This is a genomic window from Thalassovita sp., assembly GCF_034670005.1.
Lineage (GTDB): Bacteria > Pseudomonadota > Alphaproteobacteria > Rhodobacterales > Rhodobacteraceae > Thalassobius.
Genome location: NZ_JAXMOH010000006.1, coordinates 117,033 through 131,305 on the forward strand (window position 1 = coordinate 117,033; position 14,273 = coordinate 131,305).

Annotated in this window: 15 protein-coding genes; 9 read left to right on the forward strand and 6 right to left on the reverse strand. The window is 61.7% G+C overall.

What is annotated here, in order from left to right:
• Positions 1–72 precede the first annotated feature (72 nt).
• The 5 genes from rpiA (at position 73) to VOI23_RS12325 (ending at position 4,708) form a co-directional block, all read left to right on the forward strand.
• Entirely contained in the window at positions 73–861 is a 789-nt protein-coding gene (gene rpiA, locus VOI23_RS12305) for a ribose-5-phosphate isomerase RpiA (RefSeq protein WP_323785138.1), read from the forward strand.
• A 197-nt stretch (positions 862–1,058) separates the two neighbouring features.
• Positions 1,059–2,420, forward strand: a complete 1,362-nt coding sequence (gor, locus tag VOI23_RS12310; protein WP_323785139.1) for a glutathione-disulfide reductase — start codon at positions 1,059–1,061, stop codon at positions 2,418–2,420.
• A 76-nt stretch (positions 2,421–2,496) separates the two neighbouring features.
• Complete coding sequence (gene hflK / locus VOI23_RS12315) at positions 2,497–3,636, forward strand: FtsH protease activity modulator HflK (RefSeq protein ID WP_323785140.1); 1,140 nt, start codon at positions 2,497–2,499, stop codon at positions 3,634–3,636.
• Positions 3,636–4,514, forward strand: a complete 879-nt coding sequence (gene hflC / locus VOI23_RS12320; RefSeq protein WP_323785142.1) for a protease modulator HflC — start codon at positions 3,636–3,638, stop codon at positions 4,512–4,514. The genes hflK and hflC overlap by 1 nt, the downstream gene beginning before the upstream one ends.
• Positions 4,514–4,708: a DUF2065 domain-containing protein gene (locus VOI23_RS12325; protein WP_323785143.1), complete on the forward strand. Its 195-nt coding sequence runs from the start codon at positions 4,514–4,516 to the stop codon at positions 4,706–4,708. Before hflC ends, VOI23_RS12325 begins: the two co-directional genes overlap by 1 nt.
• 90 nt (positions 4,709–4,798) lie before the next feature.
• Here the strand turns inward: VOI23_RS12325 and VOI23_RS12330 are convergent, their stop codons facing one another.
• Positions 4,799–5,224, reverse strand: coding sequence for an acyl-CoA thioesterase (locus tag VOI23_RS12330; RefSeq protein ID WP_323785144.1), 426 nt, complete (start codon positions 5,222–5,224; stop codon positions 4,799–4,801).
• A gap of 437 nt (positions 5,225–5,661) precedes the next feature.
• Between VOI23_RS12330 and VOI23_RS12335 the strand changes: the two genes are divergently transcribed.
• Positions 5,662–7,080, forward strand: coding sequence for a Do family serine endopeptidase (locus VOI23_RS12335; protein WP_323785246.1), 1,419 nt, complete (start codon positions 5,662–5,664; stop codon positions 7,078–7,080).
• A gap of 75 nt (positions 7,081–7,155) precedes the next feature.
• On the opposite strand, the gene VOI23_RS12340 is transcribed toward VOI23_RS12335, so the two are convergent.
• Entirely contained in the window at positions 7,156–7,707 is a 552-nt protein-coding gene (locus tag VOI23_RS12340; RefSeq protein ID WP_323785145.1) for a peptidoglycan-binding domain-containing protein, read from the reverse strand.
• 175 nt (positions 7,708–7,882) lie between these two features.
• Here VOI23_RS12340 and VOI23_RS12345 point away from each other — a divergent pair, with 175 nt between their 5' ends.
• Both VOI23_RS12345 and VOI23_RS12350 read left to right on the forward strand, forming a co-directional pair.
• Positions 7,883–8,206, forward strand: coding sequence for a 2Fe-2S iron-sulfur cluster-binding protein (locus VOI23_RS12345; RefSeq protein ID WP_323785147.1), 324 nt, complete (start codon positions 7,883–7,885; stop codon positions 8,204–8,206).
• Positions 8,206–8,958 carry a VCBS repeat-containing protein gene (locus VOI23_RS12350; protein ID WP_323785148.1) on the forward strand — a complete coding sequence of 251 codons (753 nt, stop codon included), beginning with the start codon at positions 8,206–8,208 and terminating at the stop codon, positions 8,956–8,958. The genes VOI23_RS12345 and VOI23_RS12350 overlap by 1 nt, the downstream gene beginning before the upstream one ends.
• Here VOI23_RS12350 and VOI23_RS12355 read toward each other — a convergent pair.
• The 3 genes from VOI23_RS12355 to purD form a co-directional block, all read right to left on the reverse strand.
• Positions 8,949–9,548, reverse strand: coding sequence for a hypothetical protein (locus VOI23_RS12355; protein ID WP_323785149.1), 600 nt, complete (start codon positions 9,546–9,548; stop codon positions 8,949–8,951). The genes VOI23_RS12350 and VOI23_RS12355 overlap by 10 nt on opposite strands.
• Entirely contained in the window at positions 9,538–10,140 is a 603-nt protein-coding gene (locus tag VOI23_RS12360; RefSeq protein WP_323785150.1) for a PAS and helix-turn-helix domain-containing protein, read from the reverse strand. Before VOI23_RS12360 ends, VOI23_RS12355 begins: the two co-directional genes overlap by 11 nt.
• Positions 10,141–10,249: 109 nt before the next feature.
• Entirely contained in the window at positions 10,250–11,512 is a 1,263-nt protein-coding gene (gene purD / locus VOI23_RS12365) for a phosphoribosylamine--glycine ligase (RefSeq protein ID WP_323785151.1), read from the reverse strand.
• A gap of 78 nt (positions 11,513–11,590) precedes the next feature.
• On the opposite strand from purD, the gene xseA reads away from it, so the two are divergent.
• Complete coding sequence (gene xseA / locus VOI23_RS12370) at positions 11,591–13,141, forward strand: exodeoxyribonuclease VII large subunit (RefSeq protein WP_323785152.1); 1,551 nt, start codon at positions 11,591–11,593, stop codon at positions 13,139–13,141.
• Between the two features lie 14 nt (positions 13,142–13,155).
• On the opposite strand, the gene VOI23_RS12375 is transcribed toward xseA, so the two are convergent.
• Positions 13,156–14,172 carry an alkane 1-monooxygenase gene (locus VOI23_RS12375; protein WP_323785154.1) on the reverse strand — a complete coding sequence of 339 codons (1,017 nt, stop codon included), beginning with the start codon at positions 14,170–14,172 and terminating at the stop codon, positions 13,156–13,158.
• Between the last annotated feature and the right edge of the window lie 101 nt (positions 14,173–14,273).

Here is a 14,273-nt window from a genome sequence, read left to right on the forward strand (position 1 = left end):
CGGCCTATTTGACACTCGCACCCAAGCGGCAACTTTCCTATAAGCGACCCAAATTGAGACGGAGTCGCTGACATGACCGGAGAATTGTCGCCCATCGACAAGGCCAAATTCGTAGCCGCCAAGAAATCGGTGGAATTCGTAGAAGACGGAATGCGCGTCGGTCTGGGGACCGGATCGACCGCCGCTTGGATGGTGCGCTGTCTGGGCGAACTGGTGCGCGAAGACGGGCTTAAGATCCGCGGCGTGCCGACCTCGACCCGTACCGCCGCTCTGGCCCGCGAAGTCGGCATCGAGGTGATCAGCCTGGACGAAGCCCGCTGGCTCGACGTCACCATCGACGGGGCGGATGAATTCGACGCCGAATTCAACCTGATCAAGGGCGGCGGCGGCGCGTTGCTGCAGGAAAAGATCGTCGCCACCGCCAGCGACCGGATGATCGTGATTTCCGACGTCAGCAAGGAAGTCGAAAATCTCGGTGCCTTCCCGTTGCCGGTCGAGGTGATCCCGTTCGGCTGGCAGACGTCCAAGGCGTTGGTCGAAGAAATGCTCGACAGCATGGATGTGCTGGGCCAGTCCTCGACCCTGCGTATGAATGGCGACAGTCCGTTTTTCACCGACGAGGGTAACCACATCATCGACCTGCACCTGACCCGGATCGGCAATCCGCGCCAATTGGCGATGGTGCTGAACCAGATCCCCGGCGTGGTGGAAAACGGTCTGTTCATTGACATCTGCGACACGGTGATCGTGGGCTTCGGCGATGGTCGGGTGCAGGTGCGCGACATCAATGACGACTCGGTGGAAGAAGACAAACTGGAATTCGTCGACAGCGACAACCTGTTCACCGACCTGGGTGACTAAGCATGACGGAAGCAGACCTGCTCACCCTTCAATAAGACTGCGGCCCGGAACAAGGCCGCTTGCCCGGCTTCGCTCTTTGCCTGAACCCTTCGCGGGCCACGGGGGGGCAAATAGCTGTGGGTTGCGGGTTGGAACTTCTCCGCCGACGACTTAGATGTGGCCGTAACCGAAGTCTTCAGAACGAAAGATAGCTTCCCATGAGTTTCGACTATGACCTCTTCGTGATCGGCGGCGGATCGGGCGGCGTGCGCGCGGCCCGGGTAGCGGCGGGCGATACCGGCGCCAAGGTCGCCCTGGCCGAGGAAGACCGCTATGGCGGTACCTGTGTGATCCGCGGCTGCGTGCCGAAAAAGCTGATGGTCTTTGCCTCGGAATTTCCCGGCATGGCGGAAGAGGCCCGCGCCTATGGTTGGGACATGCCCACCGGGGCGTTCGACTGGGGCGGGTTCAGGACCAAGCTGCATGCCGAACTGGACCGGTTGGAAGGTATCTATCGCAACATCCTCAAAAACAATGGCGTCGAAAGCTTCGACGCCCGCGCCAGGGTGGTCGATGCCCATACGGTGGAACTCAGCACCGGCGAACGCAAAACCGCCAAGCATATCCTGCTGGCGATGGGCGGACGCCCGGTGAAACCCGGCATCCCGGGCGAAGAACTGGGCATCACCTCGAACGACATCTTCCACCTCGACAAGCTGCCCGGATCGATCCTGATCCTCGGCGGCGGCTATATCGCGTGTGAATTCGCCGGCGTGCTGAACGGGCTGGGCGTCGCTGTCACGCAGTTTTATCGCGGTGCGCAGATCCTGCGCGGGTTCGACGGCGAAGCCCGCGGGCTGGTCTCCGAGGAAATGATCCAGTCGGGGATTGATCTGCATCTGGGCACCAATATCCTGTCGATGACCCGCGATGCCTCCGGCGGCATCCGGGTCAAGGCCAGCAATGGCACCGAGCGGGTGTTCGATCAGATCATGTTCGCCACTGGCCGGGTGCCCAACAGCGACGATATGGGGCTGCAAGAGGTCGGCGTCAAACTAGGCCGTAACGGCAAGGTTCTGGTGGATGAATACAGCCAGACCGCGGTGCCTTCGATCTATGCTATCGGCGATGTCACTGATCGGGTCAACCTGACACCCGTCGCGATCCGCGAAGGCATGGCCTTCGTCGAAACCGTGTTCCGGGGCAACCCGACCCCGGTCGATCACGATCTGATCCCGACTGCCATCTTCACCCAGCCCGAAATGGGCACCGTGGGGCTGAGCGAAGAAGACGCCCGCGATCAAGGCCCGATCGAGGTCTATTGCAGTTCGTTCCGCCCGATGCGCAGCCTGTTTGCCGGCAGCGATGCAAGGGTTATGATGAAGCTGATCGTATGCGCCGATACCCGCAAGGTTCTGGGTTGTCACATCGTCGCGCCGGGGGCGGGCGAAATGATCCAACTGGCCGGAATTGCGGTCAAAATGGGGGCGACCAAGGAAGATTTCGACCGTACAGTGGCGGTGCATCCGACCATGGCGGAAGAAATCGTCACCATGAAAGCGCCGGTTCGGCGCGCTTAACGGTTGAAATTTCTGCCAGATTGCACAGTTTTAGTGCAAGCTGGTAAAATGACATAACAGAAAGGTTCACAAGCCAATGGCAGGCAATTCGGGCGGCCCCTGGGGCGGCGGCGGAAATAGAGGCGGCGATGATGACCGCAATAACGGGGGCGGGCGCCGTCCTCAGGATGACGGGCCGCAAATTCCCGAAATCGACGAGTTGATGAAAAAAGGTCAGGAACAGTTGCGCGTGCTGATGGGCGGGCGCGGCGGGTCTGGCGGACGTGGGACGTCCGGCGGCGGCGGTGGCCCGAAACTGACCAAGGGAACCTTCGGTCTGGGCGCTTTGGTGCTGGTCGCGCTCTGGGCTTTTGGCAGCTTCTATACCGTCAAACCCGAAGAACAGTCGGTCGAATTGATGCTGGGCAAATATAACGCGACCGGCAATCCGGGTCTGAACTTTGCGCCCTGGCCGATCGTGACCGCCGAAGTGGTCAACGTGACCTCGGAACGGACCGAAAGCATCGGTCTGTCGCGGGCCGGTCAGGATGCCGGGCTGATGCTGACCACCGATGCCAATATCGTGGATATTGATTTTCAGGTGGTGTGGAACATCAACGATCCGGCCAAGCTTCTGTTCAACATTGCCGACCCGCGCCTGACCGTTCAGGCGGTGTCGGAATCTGTGATGCGCGAAATCATCGCGGCCAGTAACCTGGCACCGATCCTGAACCGTGACCGCGGCATCATCGCCGACACCGTCAAGGAAAACATCCAGGCCAGCCTCGACGAATATGAAAGCGGCATCAACATCGTCCGGGTCAACCTTGAAAAGGCCGATCCGCCGCGTGAAGTGATCGACAGTTTCCGCGAAGTGCAGGCCGCCGAACAGGAACGCGACCGGTTGCAGCGTCAGGCCGATGCCTATGCCAACCGCGTGTTGGCCGAAGCCCGCGGTAAGGCGGCGCAGACGCAGGAAGAGGCCGAGGCCTACCGTGCCCAGGTCGTCAACGACGCCTTGGGTGAAGCCAGCCGGTTCAGCGCAGTGCTGGAAGAATACAACAAAGCACCGGATGTGACCCGCAAGCGTCTCTATCTGGAAACCATGGAAAAGGTACTGGGCGGAGTCGATAAGATGATCCTCGACAGCGCCATAACCGGGGCCGGTGGCGGTCAGGGCGTGGTGCCCTATCTGCCGCTCAACGAGCTGCGCCGTACCGATGGGGAGAACAAGTGATGCGGAAAATGACTCTATTGATCCCGATCCTTGTCATTGCCCTGATCGGCGTTCTGTCATCGCTTTTTGTCGTGGACGAACGTGAAAAGGCGCTGGTGCTGCAATTTGGCCAGATCAAGGCGGTGAAGGAAGACCCCGGTCTCAGCTTCAAGATTCCGCTGATTCAGGAAGTCGTGAAATACGACGACCGTATCCTGTCGCTGGACACCGAAACCATCGAGGTGACGCCGTCCGATGACCGCCGGCTGGTGGTCGATGCCTTCACCCGCTACCGGATCAGCGACGTGGTCCAGTTCCGTCAGGCCGTCGGCGTCGGTGGCGTTCGGGTGGCCGAAGACCGGCTCGGTTCGATCCTGAATTCGCAAATCCGCGAAGTTCTCGGCGCGGATCAGGTGACCTCCGACACGATCCTGTCCGAAGATCGCCGCGAATTGATGAACCGGATCCGTAATCAGGCCCGCGACAGCGCGCGCAGCCTTGGTATCGAAGTGGTCGATGTGCGGCTCAAGCAGACCAACCTGCCGGAACAGAACCTCAACGCGACCTTTGCCCGGATGCGGGCGGAACGCGAACGCGAAGCGGCCGATGAAATCGCCCGCGGTAACGAAGCGGCGCAAAGGGTGCGGGCACTGGCCGACCGGACCGTGGTTGAAACCATGTCCGAAGCGGAACGCGAAGCGCAGGTGATCCGTGGTGAGGCCGATGCGAAACGGAACGGCATCTTTGCCGAAGCCTTCGGTTCCGATCCTGAATTCTTCGCCTTCTACCGGTCATTGCAGGCCTATGAGAAAGCATTGCAGGGCAACAATTCGACGATGGTGATGACGCCGGATAGCGAATTCTTCGACTATCTGAAATCGGACCGGGCGGCGAAGTAATGCAAACCGCGCTTCTGGCTCTCGGGCTGGTGCTGATTGTAGAGGGGCTGGCCTATGCGCTGGCCCCTTCTCTTGTGGTGCAGGTGCTTGAAATGTTGCGCGCCCTGCCCGAATCCACCCGCCGCAATATCGGACTGGGGGCGCTTGCCATCGGTCTGTTGCTGGTCTGGATCGCCAAAACGCTGGGGGCGTGATCTGATTGGGCGCCCGTACCGGGCGCGCAGTATTCCTCACCGGTCGGCCTGCGGCCTCCGCCTCGGGCGGTTGCGATGTGACGCAGAGTTTCAGCCGCTTTTCACCGCTTCAAGGATGTCGCGCAGCGGCGTAACCGGAAGGGCGGTCATCCGTCCGTCGCGGTCGCCGAACAGGCCGCGCACTTCTTCACCTTTCAGCAATACGCGATCCCCGATCCGCACTTGATAGGGCAGGGTGAAACTGCGCTCCCGCCAGTTCGGCGCGGCCATTTCGACGCTGATCAGGTCGCCGTCGTGCCCGGGGCTGAGAAATTTCGCATCCGCTGACATCAACCCGATCCCGCGTGCGCCCAACCGTTCGCACAGGGCGGCGTGCCCGCCATGCCGGTGTAGCAGAAAGGTATGAAAACAGCGGTCCAGCCAACGGAAGTAGTTGGGATAAAAAACAATCCCTGCCGCATCGCAATGGCCGAAACTGATCTGCACCTCGATGGCAAAGCTTTGCGCGCCGGGCATGTCTGATTTCCCTCTTCTGTCCCCGGACCGGGTCCGGCAAATTTGCGTCAGTCGCGCCTGCCTGTGCAAGCTATATCCGGCTGTCTTCCCCAAATTGACGCCGCGCCCCGTCCGCCGGCCAACAAGACCGCCCCTGCCATTCTTTCGCGGCGGAGCGGCAGCGGTGTTGGCAGCCGGAGTTGCCGTTTGTCTTTGCTGCTGTTTCTTCTTGGGTGAAATACTCCGGGGGTTTGGGGGCAGCGCCCCCATTCTGCTTTGACCTGGCCCATTTGTGACAGTTCTGCGTCAACGCATGATCACGCTCAGTTGAGGCCAAGAGAGCCAGATTGAGTTGCACATTACGACGGCAGCATGGATGGTGGCCGCAGAACACTCAGAACAGAGGAGTTAAGGGAGTGAACAGTCTTACAGTTTCAATTCCCCGCAACCACGATAGCATGATCAGGGCATTTTGGGTCGGCTTGCTTGCCGGTCTGCTGATGCTTGCACAGACGCTTCAGGCCGCCGCGCGTCCTGACAGCCTGGCCGACCTGGCCAGCCAGATCAGCGATTCAGTGGTCAATATCACCACGACGACCGTGGTGGCGGGCAATGCCGGACCCAACCCGATCGTACCAGAAGGTAGCCCGTTCGAAGATTTCTTTCGTGAATTCCAGGACCGCAACAAGAACGGCGACCGGCCACGCCGGTCTTCGGCACTTGGCTCGGGCTTCGTGATTTCCGAAGACGGCTATATCGTCACCAACAATCACGTGATCGAAAGCGCCGACGAGATCGTGATCGAATTTTTCTCCGGCGAAGAACTCGAAGCCACCGTCATCGGCACCGATCCCAACACCGATATCGCCCTGCTCAAGGTCGAAGCGGATAAACCGCTGCCCTATGTCAGCTTTGGCGACAGCGATACCGCACGGGTCGGCGACTGGGTGATGGCGATGGGCAACCCGCTGGGACAGGGCTTTTCTGTTTCCGCCGGGATCGTATCGGCACGTAACCGGGCGCTTTCAGGCAGCTATGACGATTACATTCAGACCGATGCGGCGATCAACCGGGGCAATTCCGGCGGTCCGCTGTTCAACATGGATGGCGACGTGGTCGGCGTGAATACCGCGATCCTCAGCCCCAATGGCGGCTCGATCGGGATCGGGTTTTCGATGGCCTCCAACGTGGTCAGCCGCGTGGTCGACCAGTTGCGGGAATACGGCGAAACCCGCCGTGGCTGGCTCGGCGTGCGCATTCAGGATGTGACCGACGACGTGGCCGAAGCGATGGGGCTGCAAAAAACCAAGGGCGCTCTGGTCACCGATGTGCCCGATGGTCCGGCCAAGGATGGCGGCATGTTGCAGGGCGACGTGATCACCAGCTTCGACGGGGTCGAGGTCGCAGATACCCGGGCGCTGGTGCGCCAGGTCGGCAATACCGATGTTGGTAAGGCGGTCCGTGTGGTGGTGTTCCGTGACGGCAAGACCGAGACGCTGAAGATCACCCTAGGACGCCGCGAAGAAGCCGAAGCGATCCCTGCGGCGCAGACTCAAAACGCCGAACCGGAGGCACCGAAGGAAATGCTGGGTCTGTCACTCAGCCCGGTCACTCCGAAGCTGACCGAGGAACTCAAGCTCAAACCCAATACCCAAGGGCTTGTCGTTCTGGATGTGGATGAAACCACCGAAGCCTATGAAAAAGGGCTGCGCGCCGGTGATCTGATTGCCGAAGCCGGTCAGCAGAAACTGACCTCGGTTCAGGACCTGCAGGACCGGGTAGACGAAGCCCGCGATGCCGGTCGCAAATCGCTGCTGCTGCTGGTGCGTCGCGCCGGCGAGCCGCGCTTTGTCGCCTTGTCGGTCAAGCAAGACTGACAAAGCTTTCGACCGAAACGAATAAAGGCCGCTTGTAACAAGCGGCCTTTTTCATGCGGGGCACAGGGCGCCGGATCAGCCATCGGGGTTTTCAACCGCGATCAGCCCCAGTTTCCGCGCTGCCGCCAGTGACAGAATGCCTGAATCCAACCCTTGCGGTTTTTGGTATTTGCGGATCGCGGCGCGGGTCCGGGCATCCATTTCGCCGCTGAGCGCGCCATAATAGACCCCGCGCGCTTTCAGTGCTCGCTGCAAGGTCTCGACGAATTCAACCGTAAGACTGTCGCTGCATGGCGTTTCGAACCAGGTTTCCTTGCGTTCCCGCACAACAGCCTGATGAACCTCGGTTTTATAGATCGCGGGCTCTATGACGCTGCCATCGGCCAGAATTTCCGCCGGTTGCAGCATGATCTGTTCGGTCACGGTTTCATAGATTGCCGGCACCACATGTTTGCCCCAGCAACTGTTCGGATCGGCCCCCGGCGGTGCGGTTTCGACCTGCCGGGTGACCTCTGGTTCCGGTGTGATCGACGGCAACGGCAGTGAACTTCCGCACCCTGCAAGCAGGCCGCAGACCCCGATGAGGCCCGAAATGGGGGACAGGATACGCATTGCTCGATAACTCATGACGTTTTTTATTCCATTCAGTGTAGCTTGTTTGACCTTTTGGCGAAAGAGACTTGAACGCCTCCGAAACACAGGTGCTAAACGGGTCTTCACGCAAAAGGGACTGGTCACCGGTGCCCAGCTTGGCTAGGAAGTTTGTTGACACGGACAATGGTCAAAATCAGGAGGCCCCCGAATGGCAAAAATTACCTATGTCGAACATAACGGCACCGAGCATGTCGTCGAAGTCGCCAACGGTCTGACCGTGATGGAAGGCGCCCGCGACAATAACATTCCCGGTATCGAAGCCGATTGCGGCGGCGCTTGCGCCTGTTCGACCTGCCACGTTTATGTCGATCCGGCCTGGGTGGAAAAACTGCCCAAAAAGGACGACATGGAAGAGGACATGCTGGATTTCGCCTTCGAACCCGATGCGGACCGGTCGCGCCTGACCTGTCAGATCAAAGTGACTGACGATCTCGACGGCCTGGTCGTGAACATGCCCGAAAAACAAATCTGATGCAGGTGCGGGCGCGGCGATATCCGTCCCGCCCGTGGCATTCGCTTGCCTGCCGCGCGGCCTTGTCACTGGGACTGTGGGCGGCGGTACAGGTGGCCCCGGCGGCGGCCGATATCCAATCGGCCCGCTATGTCGATCCGACACCGCGTTATGCGCATGGTGTGTTTGGCGACACTCTGGAATGGGCCGGATTGCAGATCCGCTTGTCAGACGGGCGCAGGGTGCGCGTCACCTTGCCCTCCGATCAGGTGTTCGAAGATCAGGCCCCGCGGCTGATTGATGTCGACCTTGATGGCGATGTCGAAATCGTGGTTGTGCAGACCGACATCGCGCGCGGCGCCTCTCTGGCGATCTATGACGAAAACGGATTGATCGCGGCAACGCCCCCGATCGGCCAGACCCATCGCTGGCTGGCGCCCTTGGGTGGGGCCGATCTGGATGGTGATGGCCGGGTGGAGCTGGCCTATATCGACCGGCCGCATCTGGCCCGGACGCTGCGGGTCTGGCGTTTCGAGGCCGGGGCGCTGACCGATGTCGCATCGCTGACCGGCCTGACCAATCATCGTTTTGGTCAGGCTCGCATTTCCGGTGGTATCCGTGATTGCGGGACCGGGCCGGAAATCATCACCGCCGATGCCGATTGGCGCGATGTGATGGCGGTTCGGCTGACACAGGGGCGTCTTGTCGCCCGTCCTCTCGGGCGTTTTGACGGGCCGGACAGCTTTGCCCGGGCGCTGGACTGTCAGGACTGAGCCGCGTCGCGGACCCCTTGCACCAGCGCAGGGATGTCCGAGGCTGGCAAGCTCAGTACCGGTTTCCACGGCGCATAGAACCAACTTACCGCCGCCCCTAGAACCAGAAGCCCCCCCAGCGGCAGCGCCGCGTCACCGGCCCGCGATCCGGCACTGATCAGCACCGCGATGCCCAATCCCACAGCGCTCATTGCCCCGGTCACGCCAAGCGCAAACATGATAAGCCGCGCCCGGCCATAGTCGCCTATACCGACCGGAAAACCGGGCCGCGTTTCGGCAAGTGCGCGCGCGACCGCTTCGACCAGCGCCAGATGGGCCGCGCCATCGGCCGAATCCGCCGCCTGTGCCGTGTCCAGCTTGACGCCGATCCTGTGGCGCCCTCCCGGTCCGGCCAGATCCAGCCGGCGCAGGACGGCTTCGCCGTTGCGGGTTTCCACGAAATCAACGCGCCTGACCCGATGCAGGTCGATCTGCCAGAGGACCGCGCCATCCTCGGCCAGCCGCATCAGCAGCGCACCATCCAGTAAAAAACGGATCGACCCGCGCAAAGCGTCGGGTTTGAACCGGATTTCAAATGGCTCAGTGGCCAACGCTGCTGACCACACGCTCACCGCCAATCGACACCAGCGACTGAAATAGACCGGCAGTATTGGACGCGCGAAATTTCTTCAGCAGGCGCGAACGATGCACTTCGACGGTACGGTGAGATATGCCAAGGCTGATCGCTATTTCTTTCGACGTCTTGCCTTCGCCAATCAAGGTAAAGACCTCACGTTCGCGCCGGGTCAGCGGATAATAGGGCCTTGTGTCCGACAGATCGGCAAACGACCACACCGCCCGCCGGATCGGATCGTCCGGGGTGAAACTGTGGCCGCGCACCCGGCACCAGAACAGCTCGCCGGTTTTACGCATCATGACCCGTTCGTCCCAGTAGGAATTGTTCTCCCGAAAATCCTTGTCGCCGCGATGGCGGATATTCACGAATTCTTCCTGCGTCGGATAAAGCGGCGCGAAGCTCTGGTCGCGCAATTCCGACGCGTTGTATCGGAACATGTGCGCAAAGGTCGGGTTGCAGTCGCGGATCACCCGGCTTTCGGTCACCACAAGCCCAACCGGCGCGAATTCGTAGATCAGTTTGGTGAAGTCACCGCTGTCATACGCGTCAGATATCAGGTTTTCCATATGTCGTGCCGCTCCGGGCCCTGGGGGATTGCAAGCCTTGCCATGATAGGGATGTCACCGGTTCGACGCAATCGTCCGCTGCGCCGGACCGGTGTCCCTGTTTCACAGCTCAGAGCGCACGCCAGCCGATGTCGCGGCGGCAGAACCCTTGCGCCCAGTCGATCTTGTCCACCATCGCATAGGCGCGATCCGCCGCTTCGCGCAACGACGCGCCGCGCGCGGTCACATTCAGAACCCGGCCACCGGTGGCGATGATCTGGCCATCCTTCTTGCCGGTTCCGGCATGGAAACACATTTCGAAACTCGTTTCCGGCAGATCGTCCAGGCCGCGGATCACGCTGCCCTTTTCATACGCGCCGGGATAGCCATTGGCGGCCATGACGACCGATACCGCATGATCGTCACCCCAATTGACCCGCGCCTCGGCCAGTCGGCCCTCGGCGCAGGCCTGCATCAGGTCCAGCGCCTGCGCGCCCAGACGCATCATCAGCACCTGACATTCCGGGTCGCCAAATCGCACGTTATATTCCACCAATCGCGGCTGGCCGTCCTTGATCATGAACCCGGCATAAAGCACGCCCTGATACGGCGTGCCGCGATCAGCCATAACTTTCATCGTCGGCCTGATGATTTCCGCCATCGCTTTTTCTGCGATCTCATCCGACAGAACCGGGGCAGGGGAATAGGCCCCCATGCCGCCGGTGTTCAGGCCGGTATCGCCTTCACCGACGCGCTTGTGATCCTGCGCGGTGCCAATCGGCAGGCAGGTCTCGCCATCCACCAGAATGAAAAAGGACGCCTCTTCGCCCTCCATGAATTCCTCGATCACCACCTCGGCCCCGGCCTGCCCGAATTCACCGCCGAACATATCGTCGATGGCGGCCAGCGCGGTCGCTTCGTCCATCGCCACGATCACGCCCTTGCCCGCAGCCAGCCCGTCGGCCTTGACCACGATCGGCGCGCCCTGCTGCCGGATATAGGCCTTGGCGGCCTCTGCATCGGTGAAATGGGCATAGCCCGCCGTCGGGGCCTTCGCCGCATCGCAAACTTCCTTGGTGAAGCTTTTCGACGCTTCCAGCTTCGCCGCCGCTTCGGACGGGCCAAACACCAGAACCCCTGCCTCGCGCAGCCGGTCCGCCACCCCCGCGGCCAGCGGCGCCTCGGGGCCGATGATGACGAAATCGATGGTGTTTTCTTCGCAGAAATTCACCACCGCCGCGCCGTTCAGAATGTCCAGGTTGGCACAGGTCGCAATCGCGGCGATCCCGGCATTGCCCGGTGCCACGATCAGCTTGTCGCATTTGGGGTTCTGCATCACCGCCCATGCCAGCGCATGTTCGCGCCCGCCGCTGCCCAGGATCAGGATATTCATACCGGCTCTCTCCGCTTGGCCTTCTGTTTGAGGCGTTCTAAGGTGGCTGGAGGCAGGAAACAAGACAGGCAAATTCCGATGTCCGATCTGATCGACGATCCCCGCGAAGGCGAAAACGCCCCGGAATTCAGCGTGTCGGAACTGTCCGGCGCGATCAAACGGATGATCGAAGGCGAATTCGCCCATGTCCGTATCCGGGGCGAAGTCGGCCGGGTGTCGATGCCGCGCTCGGGACATGTCTATCTGGATCTCAAGGATGACCGCTCGGTGATCGCCGGGGTAATCTGGAAAGGCGTCGCCTCGAAACTGACCACCAGACCCGAAGAAGGCATGGAAGTCATCGCAACCGGCCGCCTGACCACCTTCCCGGGCCAGTCGAAATACCAGATCGTGATCGAGGATATGAAACCGGCGGGCATGGGCGCGCTGATGGCGATGCTGGAAAAGCGTAAACAGATGCTGGCCGCCGAAGGGCTGTTCGCGCCCGAACGTAAAAGGCCGCTGCCGTACCTGCCCGAAGTGATCGGCGTCGTGACCTCGCCCTCTGGCGCGGTGATCCGCGATATCCTGCACCGGCTGCGCGACCGGTTCCCGCGCAAGGTGCTGATCTGGCCGGTGGCGGTGCAGGGCGAAAAATGCGCCACCGAAGTGGCCCGCGCCATCGCCGGGTTCAACGCGCTGAACCCGGGCGGCGCGCTGCCGCGCCCCGACCTGTTGATCGTGGCCCGTGGCGGTGGCTCGATCGAAGACCTCTGGGGCTTCAACGAAGAAATCGTCGCCCGCGCCGCTGCCGCCTCGGACATCCCGCTGATTTCGGCGGTTGGGCATGAAACCGACACCACGCTGATTGATTATGTTTCCGACATGCGTGCGCCGACCCCCACGGCGGCGGCGGAACTGGCGGTGCCGGTGCGGCTGGAATTGCTCGGCTGGCTCGATCAGCAGGGCGCGCGGCTGACCCGGGCGCTGACCCAGGGGATCGGTCAGCGCGGTCAGCGTCTGCGCGATCTCAGCCGCGCCCTGCCACGCGCCGACACCTTGCTGGAAGGCCCGCGGCAACGGCTCGATGGCTGGGGGGATCGGTTGCCGCAGGCGCTGATCCGCTCGGTGCAGTTGCGTCAGGTGAGGCTCTCTGACATTCGCGGCGGGCTGCGCCCGGCCAACTTGACGCGCCGGATCGAGGCGGAAAAACGCGCCCTTACCGCACTCTCGCCCCGCCTTGCGGCAGGTCTCCAGCGGGGTGTCGATGCCAAGCGCGAAGCGCTGGGGCGGCGCGCGGACCGGCTGAAGATCGAACCGCTCAAACGCGACCTGACGCGCAAACGCGATGAATTCACCGGCTTGTCAAAGCGGCTGTCGGAGGCGGCCAATCGACAGACCGCCGATTGGCAGGGCCAGATCGACGCGCTCGACCGGCTGCGCGAAACGCTGGGCTACAAGGCGACGCTGAAACGGGGCTACGCGGTGGTGCGCGGCGATGGCGATGTCGTCACCAGCAAGAAGGCGGCAGGCAAGGCGCAGGAACTGGAAATCGAATTCGCCGATGGTCGCCTCACCCTTGGCGCCAAGCCGGTAAAACCCCCGGCCAAGTCAAAACCCAAACCTCCCGAACAGGGCAGCCTGTTCTGATCTTCTTCTTTTGACTAAATCCCCAGGGTTTCAATCCGTGGGTCCATCACCCGCCGCCACAGGTTTGGCCACAACGCGATCACCGCCATCACCGGCAGCGAATGCGGCAATACCGGCATGTCCGGGGTCAGCCGCAGGGCCGGGTAATGCCGGGTTGGATGGATGTGATGATCGGAATGGCGCGGCGCGTTCAGCATCATCGCGCTGGAATAGCGATGCGGCGTGTTCCAGCTATGCTCGGGTCCAACCGCAACCGGCTTGCCGGACAGGCCCTGACCGCGCTGCAACCCGTAATGCTGAACATAATCCGACAGCAGCATTTGCAGCTGGGCATAGGCGGCCACTGCGATCAGCGCGGCAAACCCTCCGGGTCCGAAAATTGCGGTGGCGATCATCAGGGTCGCGGCGGCGCCCCCGACATACCGGGAATAGGGATGGCTCAGGACCGATGCCCGCCCGATCCGGGCGCGGCGCTGGTTTTCGGCGGCCAACCCGGCCTTGAACGCGCCGATCCAGCCGCGTTTGACAAAGCGCCAGAACCCTTCGCCCCTGCGGGCGGAACTGGGGTCGGCGGCGGTGGCGACATGGCTGTGATGCACCAGAAGATGCGCCGAAATGTGATGCCCGATCAGCAGGGTGATATAGACCATCTTGCCCAATCCGGCGAGCCAGCGATTGCCGCGATGGATCAGTTCATGCGCGTTGGGGTGGCCGATCTGGCCGAAAAATAAACCAAACCCTGCCAGCAGCCCGGCGCGTTCCCATCCGCCCAGACCGCTATCGCCGCCAATCGCCCAGACCGCCAGGGTCAGCATCGGCAGATGCAGCAGCGCCAGCAAAGCCGACAACCCGTCACCGGCGGGAAATTCGCTGTCGGGGCGGGATGTTGGCCCCGGCGGGATCAGCCGGTCCATGGTAAAGGTGAAAACGGTGATGAACAGCAACGCGATCAGAATCCACATTCCGCCATACAGCGCCGACAGGATCAGCAGGCAGGCCGGGGCCAGCGTGGCGAAGGTGAAAAGGGCCATAAAACATTCCTGCGGGCGGTGGGTTACGCGTCGCAGGCTACCCCGAAGATCGCGCGGCGACAATTCTTTCAGGCGTTAGGCGGTTTTGTTGTGTCTCGGCA

Excerpts from the sequence above, each read along its gene's own strand:
- VOI23_RS12340 (WP_323785145.1), bottom strand. The coding sequence starts at position 7,707 with ATGAGTTATCGAGCAATGCGTATCCTGTCCCCCATTTCGGGCCTCATC.
- hflK (WP_323785140.1), top strand. The coding sequence starts at position 2,497 with ATGGCAGGCAATTCGGGCGGCCCCTGGGGCGGCGGCGGAAATAGAGGC.
- xseA (WP_323785152.1), top strand. The coding sequence starts at position 11,591 with ATGTCCGATCTGATCGACGATCCCCGCGAAGGCGAAAACGCCCCGGAA.
- VOI23_RS12325 (WP_323785143.1), top strand. The coding sequence starts at position 4,514 with ATGCAAACCGCGCTTCTGGCTCTCGGGCTGGTGCTGATTGTAGAGGGG.
- VOI23_RS12375 (WP_323785154.1), bottom strand. The coding sequence starts at position 14,172 with ATGGCCCTTTTCACCTTCGCCACGCTGGCCCCGGCCTGCCTGCTGATC.
- VOI23_RS12360 (WP_323785150.1), bottom strand. The coding sequence starts at position 10,140 with ATGGAAAACCTGATATCTGACGCGTATGACAGCGGTGACTTCACCAAA.
- VOI23_RS12330 (WP_323785144.1), bottom strand. The coding sequence starts at position 5,224 with ATGCCCGGCGCGCAAAGCTTTGCCATCGAGGTGCAGATCAGTTTCGGC.
- VOI23_RS12345 (WP_323785147.1), top strand. The coding sequence starts at position 7,883 with ATGGCAAAAATTACCTATGTCGAACATAACGGCACCGAGCATGTCGTC.
- VOI23_RS12350 (WP_323785148.1), top strand. The coding sequence starts at position 8,206 with ATGCAGGTGCGGGCGCGGCGATATCCGTCCCGCCCGTGGCATTCGCTT.
- purD (WP_323785151.1), bottom strand. The coding sequence starts at position 11,512 with ATGAATATCCTGATCCTGGGCAGCGGCGGGCGCGAACATGCGCTGGCA.
- gor (WP_323785139.1), top strand. The coding sequence starts at position 1,059 with ATGAGTTTCGACTATGACCTCTTCGTGATCGGCGGCGGATCGGGCGGC.
- VOI23_RS12335 (WP_323785246.1), top strand. The coding sequence starts at position 5,662 with ATGATCAGGGCATTTTGGGTCGGCTTGCTTGCCGGTCTGCTGATGCTT.
- rpiA (WP_323785138.1), top strand. The coding sequence starts at position 73 with ATGACCGGAGAATTGTCGCCCATCGACAAGGCCAAATTCGTAGCCGCC.
- hflC (WP_323785142.1), top strand. The coding sequence starts at position 3,636 with ATGCGGAAAATGACTCTATTGATCCCGATCCTTGTCATTGCCCTGATC.